The following is a 6,703-nucleotide window of genomic DNA, read 5'->3' on the forward strand; positions in this document are numbered from 1 at the left end:
TGAGAAGCTATTGCTTTTAGTTGTGGGCTGTTTACCTCCACCAATTTCTCCACCTGATTTAGCCTTAAGGGCCTGTAATCCACGATGCGAACTTGGCTCGGGGTTGTGGGTAACGCCAGCGGTGCGGGTGCTTGCAAGCCATCGATCTCTGCTGGCAGGGATGTTGCCGCAGGTGTTATCACTTCAGGATTTGATTTAGGCCTCGGGCCCTTCACCTTGATGGCATTAGGTAGATGCTCAGGGCTTGGATCCAAAGAATCTGCGAAAACGGCCCCGGGGCTTGCGGCCAAGACGATTGCAAGCATCAAGCTGCGCATGCGTCTGGCCACTGTTACCTTCCAAAATTATCTATAAGGGAAATTTACTGGCTTTTGCGCCCTTTAACGCAAGCAGGCAGCCACGACCTCAGCTGCCCCTGCCACTACACAAATGGGCAGCCCGAGCTTTTGCTCCACCTGCTCGAGGCTTAAATCATCGAGAAAAACCGCTTCCCCTTGGCGCAGCAGCACAGCTGGCAACAACAAAAGCTCACCGAGATCGCGATCAGCCAAGCCACTTACTAGATCTGATCCGGTTAGTAAACCTGTCACCACCCGATCGCAGCCCCAATAGGGGCTTGGTAGGGCATGTAGCTGCAGATTTAAACCGCGCACATTTTGCAAACGTTTCACCACTGGCAGCAAGGCCTCCCCCACCAAGCGGCCCACCACCCAGCTGATCTGGCGAGGGATTTCCAAGCTTTCAGGCAAATTCAAGGTGGCCTGATCTAGATCCTCAAGAAAGGCGCGAATGCTGCCTACGCCATTCTCCTGCTGGGGAAAATCGGCATAGCTAGCCCGCGGCGGCAGGGGTAAACCAGCCATCAAGTACCACTCATCCGATAACCAGGCCCAAGTGTTAGCAAAGCGTTTTTTAAAACCCGCCTGCAAGGCCTCCACGGCCGCGATCGTTTGCAAGGCAGTGGGCCGATCAACGGGTGTTAAGCCATCAGCATCGGGGCGAAAGCGAGTTAAACCCACTGGCACCACTGCTACAGATAAAACCGCCGGCCAATCACCGCCGGCAAAACGTGCCAAATCATTCAGGCTGTTGATTAAGGCATCGCCATCATTGATACCAGGGCAAACCACCACCTGGGCATGAATCTGCAAACGCCGTTCTTGAAACCAGGCCAACTGTTCCAAAAGCAGGCCCGCCCGCTCGTTTTGCAACAAACGACTACGCAGGGCTGGATCTGTGGCATGCACAGATACATAAAGAGGAGAAAGCCGTTGCGCTTCGATCCTTTGCCAGTCGGCGGGGGTGAGATTGGTGAGGGTTAGGTAGGAGCCGTATAAAAAACTAAGCCGGTAATCGTCGTCTTTTAGATACAAGCTATGGCGCCTGCCAGGGGGTTGCTGATCGATAAAACAAAAAGGGCAGTGGTTGTTGCATTGCCGCAAGCCATCAAATAAAGCCTCTGTAAAACCAAGCCCAAGCCCATCATCTGCATCCTTTTCAAGCTCTAAGCGATGGATTTCCCCGCTGGGATCTTCCACCTCCAATAGCAACTCCTCCTCGCCGCAGAGCATTTGTAGATCGATTAGATCTCTCGGACGCATGCCATTTATTGCAATCAAGCGATCACCAGCTTGAAAACCAAGCTCCTCGCCAATCGAACCCGGTTCCACAGTGGCCACCACAGCCGGCTGGGGAGTTGCAGCCCCTGGATCACTATTTATTGGAATACCAGAACTGGGCTCCAGCCACACGGCCGTAAATGCGAGTTATCCCAGTGTGGGGTTTCCTGCCACTAAACCAAGTAATAAAGCTCCAAATAGCAAGCGATACACCACAAAAGGCCAGGTGCTGTTGGTTTTTAGAAATTCCAGCAGCCAGGCAATCGCCAACCAAGAAACCAATGCAGCTGAACTAATTCCTAGAAGCAAAGGCAGTGGGCCGTAGGTGGCACCAGCTATAAGGGCATCTTTGAGCTCCACCAAACCCGCCAGGGTGATGGCCGGAATACCCAACAAGAAAGAAAACCTTGCGGCATCAGCCCTTTCCCAACCGCTTAAAAGTGCTGCCGTGAGGGTGCTGCCGGAGCGGGATACCCCTGGAATTATGGCAAGTGCTTGAGCTAGGCCTACAAACAAACCATCACCAGGGCGCACCTCTTCTAATTGCAGGCTGCGTTTGCCAATTTTTTCTGCCAAAGCCAGCAATAAAGCCATCACAATCGAAACCACACCGATAGAGGCAAGGCTGCGCAATGGCGAACTCTCATATCCAGGCCAAAACAATTTGATTGCTAAACCCGCAAATACGATCGGCAAGGTTCCCAGAGCAATCGCAACCCCCAAACGCGCATCTTGGTGGCCCCAATCGCCACCCCTTAAGGCCCTGGCAATGCCCCTAAATACCAAGTTGAGATCGGCGCGGAAATAGGCAATCACCGCGATGATGCTGCCCAACTGAATCACAGCCGATACCGCAACTCCAGGATCACCCCAACCAAGCAAAACAGGCACCACTTTTAAATGGGCAGTGCTGCTAATCGGCAAAAATTCGGTTAGGCCCTGCACCACCCCAAGCACCAAGGTGCGCCAGCAGGCCTCGAGAAGCGATAGGGGTTGGCTTGGTTCCACTTTTTAAAAAAGATTTAGCAGCGGCACCTTACGGCTCCTGCAGCTTGAGCGCTTTTGGCCTTAAGGTTACGAAACTTAGTAAATCGTTTGTTGGCGCGTTCCGGCTCAACATTAGTAACCCAAGCGCTGCCTGCTGCTAGCGAAATTCTCTGGCTGCCAAAGCAGTTTCATATTTCAGCTTCTAAGCAACCTTCTCTACCGCTGCTAGCGGCTTTATTGGTAACTCTGCCTGTGTTTGTGCAGGCTCCATTAGTGCGGCAGCAACCAATGCTCGCTGCTTTATTCACATTTGTATTACTGAATGTTGGGATAAGCAAAAGGAACAGCTGGGGCAACTTATTAGTGGGTTTTAGCGGCAGCTGGCTGGCTGGCTGTTTGTTTTGGGGTTGGCTCAGGCTGCATCCCCTCTGGCATTTACCGGTGGAGGCATTTGCGCTCCCGATTGCTGTTGCGGGGCTCTGGGGCCCCTGGCGTATCGCCGGCCAGTTCTACCTAGGTGCGCTAATTGGCACTGCCTGCACCGACGCCGCAATGGCCATTTGTGGAGTGATGCCGCTTTGGCCTGAGGTGCTAGCCGCAGAACCCGAGCAGGCAAGACAATTGCTAGCTCAAGCAGCGACACTTGTAATAGAACCAGCTCACTTTTCAGTGGTTGTAATTTTTGCTGCGGCAATGCTGCTTACTAGCCGTTGGTTGTGGCGCAAGGGAGCAGGTTGCAGGCTTGTTGCTGCTTGCCTTGCCACCACTTTGGTTGTGGATGGAATTTTCTTAGGCTTAGCTCTTTTGATTCCCCAATTCAGCGGCTTGGTTTAAAGATCTGCAAATGGCAACCTCTTTTTTAGGGTTTGCATGCAAAAGAGTATGTAACGTTGCTGTTTATACCTGCCACAGCCCCGCATGACCAGGCTCAACCGTTGGCTTGCTTCTTTACTTTGCAGCGCGCTGCTTTTTGTTGGGCTTTGGATTGCCATGCCCCAGCTAGCTCAAGCCGATGAGCTGCGCAATCTGGCCGACGACAAAATTGCCCAAGCCCAAGGCAAGGTGGATTTAAATAACTCCTCAGTAAGGCGCTTTCAGCAATTTCCAGGCATGTATCCAACCCTTGCTGGAAAGATCGTTGTGGGTGGCCCCTATCAAGAAGTTGATGATGTGCTGAAACTTGATCTTAGCGAGCGCCAAAAGGAATTATTTGAAAAATATCGCTCCAATTTCACTGTTACCCAGCCAGAAATTGCCCTAAACGAAGGATTTGATCGCATCAACGACGGGCAATACCGCTGATCGCTTCTTCCCCTCAATCTTCCAGCATTAATCCCTTCCTCGCCCCCTGGGATGTGGTGGTAGTGGGGGGAGGAGCAGCTGGCCTAATGGCTGCTTTGGAATTACCAAAGGCCCTGAAGGTGCTGCTGCTATGCCGCGATAGTGAACTGCGTTCTGCCAGCCGCTGGGCCCAAGGAGGCCTTGCCGCCGCGGTGGGCCACGACGACAGCCCACAGCTGCACCGGGCAGACACACTTGAGGCAGGTGCAGGTTTATGCGAACCGGCGGCGGTGGATTTACTTGTCCAAGAAGCGCCAAACTGCGTTGAGCGTCTTTTGCAGCTTGGCCTCCCACTAGATCGAGATGGCAGTCAATTAAGCACCACCTTGGAAGCTGCCCACAGCAGAAGACGTGTACTTCACGCCCAAGATCAAACAGGGCGCGCCCTGGTGGAATTACTCGAACAACGGGTAAGGCAGCAAACCAATGTTTGCTGGTTGCAAGGGGGCCTTGTATTACAGCTATGGCTTGAATCAAACCGTTGTTGCGGCTTACAGCTGTTGTTTGGCGCGCAGCTGGGATGGCTGCAGGCTGGAGCTGTGGTGTTAGCGACCGGTGGTGGCGGTGATCTTTTTGCAAACACCACAAATCCCAGCACGGCTAGAGGCGATGGGGTGGCAATGGCCTGGGAAGCCGGGGCAGTGCTGCGGGATCTTGAATTTGTGCAATTTCATCCCACCGCCTTAATGCACCCAGGGGCGCCCCATTTCCTGTTAACGGAAGCCCTCAGGGGGGAAGGGGCTCGTTTATTACAAAGCAATGGAGAAACACTCGGAGCCCATGCCAGTGAAATGCTGCCGCGGGATCAATTGAGTCGGGCAATGGTGCGGGAGATGAAACGCACTAAGGCGCAGCGGCTATGGCTAGATCTGCAACCCGTGGGAGCAACAAAGCTGCAGCAGCAATTTCCAATGATCATTAAGCGCTGCCAACAGCTCGGCTTGGAGCCTTTAGCTAAACCTTTGCCGGTTGCGCCAGCTGCCCACTACTGGATGGGGGGAGTAGCTACCGATTTAAAAGCAGCCACATCGGTTCAAGGTTTATTTGCCGTAGGGGAGGTGGCGAGCAGCGGAATTCATGGCGCGAATCGCTTAGCAAGTAATTCATTAAGCGAATGTTTAGTGATGGCACGGCAACTAAAAGATTTAACTCCTATTTCTATAAACGCAGCAGCAAACTCAAATTCAGATAACAACGTTGAATCGCTTGATTGGCAATGCGATTCAAATTCAACTATTACAGCGCAGCATGCCAGCAAAAAGCTACAACAACTCTGCTGGCAAGTGGCAGGGGTTGAACGCTGGGGCAGCAGCCTTAGGGAAGCAGAAAAGCAGGCTAAAGGGCTGCAAAATCTTTTGAATTTAGATGCAAAATTAAAAACTTTTCTAGCTCAAAAGCCTGGGCAACTTTATAGCGTTAGCGCAAAACAACAAGAAAAATTTGAACTGCTTTGGGATCAACGCCAACGTAATTTAGTGAGCCTGCTGTTGTTGCAGGCTGCAGCCTTCCGAACAGAAAGCAGAGGCGGACATTTCCGCCGTGATGCACCATTACCGCTGCCCTATTGGTGCCGCCACAGCCTGCAAAAACGCGGGGACAATCTTCGCACTGCAGCCGTGGGGCTGTAATGCAAGCAAGAAATATTTAAAAAGATCGGGGGCCTTTGAAACCACTGAGATCTGCTAATTGATTAAGGCGTTTTACGCCGGAATCAATTTTCCCATTAATCTCCCAACTGGGAAAACCATCAATCTTTTTAGATTCACACAGGGCAGTCTGGGAATTCTTGCCGTCGGCTGCGCATTCAACAATATTTAACTTTGCGGCAGCATCTTTACCAAATAACTCCTTTTGGTCATGGCAATGGGGACACCAATAGGCCGAATACATTATTGCTCCGGATTGATTTAGAAATTCAGCCAAAGCCTCCTTCGCCGGGTTGCTAACGCTAACAACCACTGGGGGAGTGCCTTTCTCTAAAAGTATCGCTGGCTTATCCACAGCAGCGGCCCAACTCAGAGAACCAAGACCTACAAGTAACAAGCCAATTACAGAACGAAAAATTAATTGCCCTAAATCAGGCCAATCCCTGCCAAGATAATGAAATATTAAGAGGCTAATACTTAAACCGGCCGATAAGAAACAGAAAGCGCAAATAGCCTGAATTTTAAACAGCATCAACCAAACTAATACGAGGCTAAATACCGCCATTGCCAGGCTTATAAAAAAGCCAAGCTGCCAAAATAAATCCGGATTACGGCCACTGCGGCGAGCACCAAGGCCACTGGAAGCCGCAGCTGCGCGGTTGGCTAGCCATCGCTGCACAGCAGGAATCAGAGGCAATAGGCATAACAAAACCAGAGCCCCATAGGCAAAAAAACCAAATAGGGATAGGGGTAAACCCGCCACCGTTCCCCAGGGGCTTGTGAGCACCTTGTCGCAACCACCGGCGCCACCTGGGCAGCTGAGCTTGCTGATTACCCCCCAACGTTCCAGGCTGATGGAAGCGGTATCGATGGCGCCGATAGTGGCGAGGGCCCCCATTACTGGCCTCACCCAACGGTGTAATACAGGTTCTGGGCGCTGGCGAGTGGTTGTCAAAGGGCTTGCTAGCTGATTTTGATAGTTTGGCAGTGAACGCCTTCAATGGGGTTAGCCGTTAAGAGCCTGCCTTAATTGCCGCACCCGCTGGAGGTCTACCGGGTTAAAAAGTTGGCCATCACACTTCAGCGAACTAGCAACAATTACCCCATCAA

General features: G+C 52.0%; 6 protein-coding genes and 1 pseudogene. 3 read left to right on the plus strand and 4 right to left on the minus strand.

Annotated elements, in window-relative coordinates; all coding sequences use genetic code 11:
• The 3 genes and pseudogenes from AC2JC8_RS09490 to AC2JC8_RS09500 all read right to left on the minus strand — a co-directional run.
• Positions 1-305 (minus strand): annotated as a pseudogene (locus AC2JC8_RS09490) (TolC family protein); the annotation flags it as partial.
• 75 nt (positions 306-380) lie between these two features.
• Positions 381-1,751: a TIGR03279 family radical SAM protein gene (locus tag AC2JC8_RS09495; protein ID WP_484594609.1), complete on the minus strand. Its 1,371-nt coding sequence runs from the start codon at positions 1,749-1,751 to the stop codon at positions 381-383.
• A gap of 15 nt (positions 1,752-1,766) precedes the next feature.
• Complete coding sequence (locus AC2JC8_RS09500) at positions 1,767-2,627, minus strand: undecaprenyl-diphosphate phosphatase (RefSeq protein WP_484594610.1); 861 nt, start codon at positions 2,625-2,627, stop codon at positions 1,767-1,769.
• Positions 2,628-2,681: 54 nt separating this feature from the next.
• Here AC2JC8_RS09500 and AC2JC8_RS09505 point away from each other — a divergent pair, with 54 nt between their 5' ends.
• From AC2JC8_RS09505 to nadB, 3 genes are all read left to right on the plus strand, one after another.
• Positions 2,682-3,440: a DUF3120 domain-containing protein gene (locus AC2JC8_RS09505; RefSeq protein ID WP_484594611.1), complete on the plus strand. Its 759-nt coding sequence runs from the start codon at positions 2,682-2,684 to the stop codon at positions 3,438-3,440.
• 84 nt (positions 3,441-3,524) lie between these two features.
• On the plus strand, positions 3,525-3,908 hold the full coding sequence (psbU, locus tag AC2JC8_RS09510) for a photosystem II complex extrinsic protein PsbU (protein WP_295476422.1): 384 nt from the start codon (positions 3,525-3,527) through the stop codon (positions 3,906-3,908).
• Between the two features lie 62 nt (positions 3,909-3,970).
• Complete coding sequence (gene nadB / locus AC2JC8_RS09515) at positions 3,971-5,575, plus strand: L-aspartate oxidase (protein ID WP_484594612.1); 1,605 nt, start codon at positions 3,971-3,973, stop codon at positions 5,573-5,575.
• Positions 5,576-5,591: 16 nt separating this feature from the next.
• Here the strand turns inward: nadB and AC2JC8_RS09520 are convergent, their stop codons facing one another.
• Positions 5,592-6,548, minus strand: coding sequence for a vitamin K epoxide reductase family protein (locus tag AC2JC8_RS09520; protein WP_484594613.1), 957 nt, complete (start codon positions 6,546-6,548; stop codon positions 5,592-5,594).
• Between the last annotated feature and the right edge of the window lie 155 nt (positions 6,549-6,703).

It is taken from the genome of Synechococcus sp., from assembly GCF_982614295.1.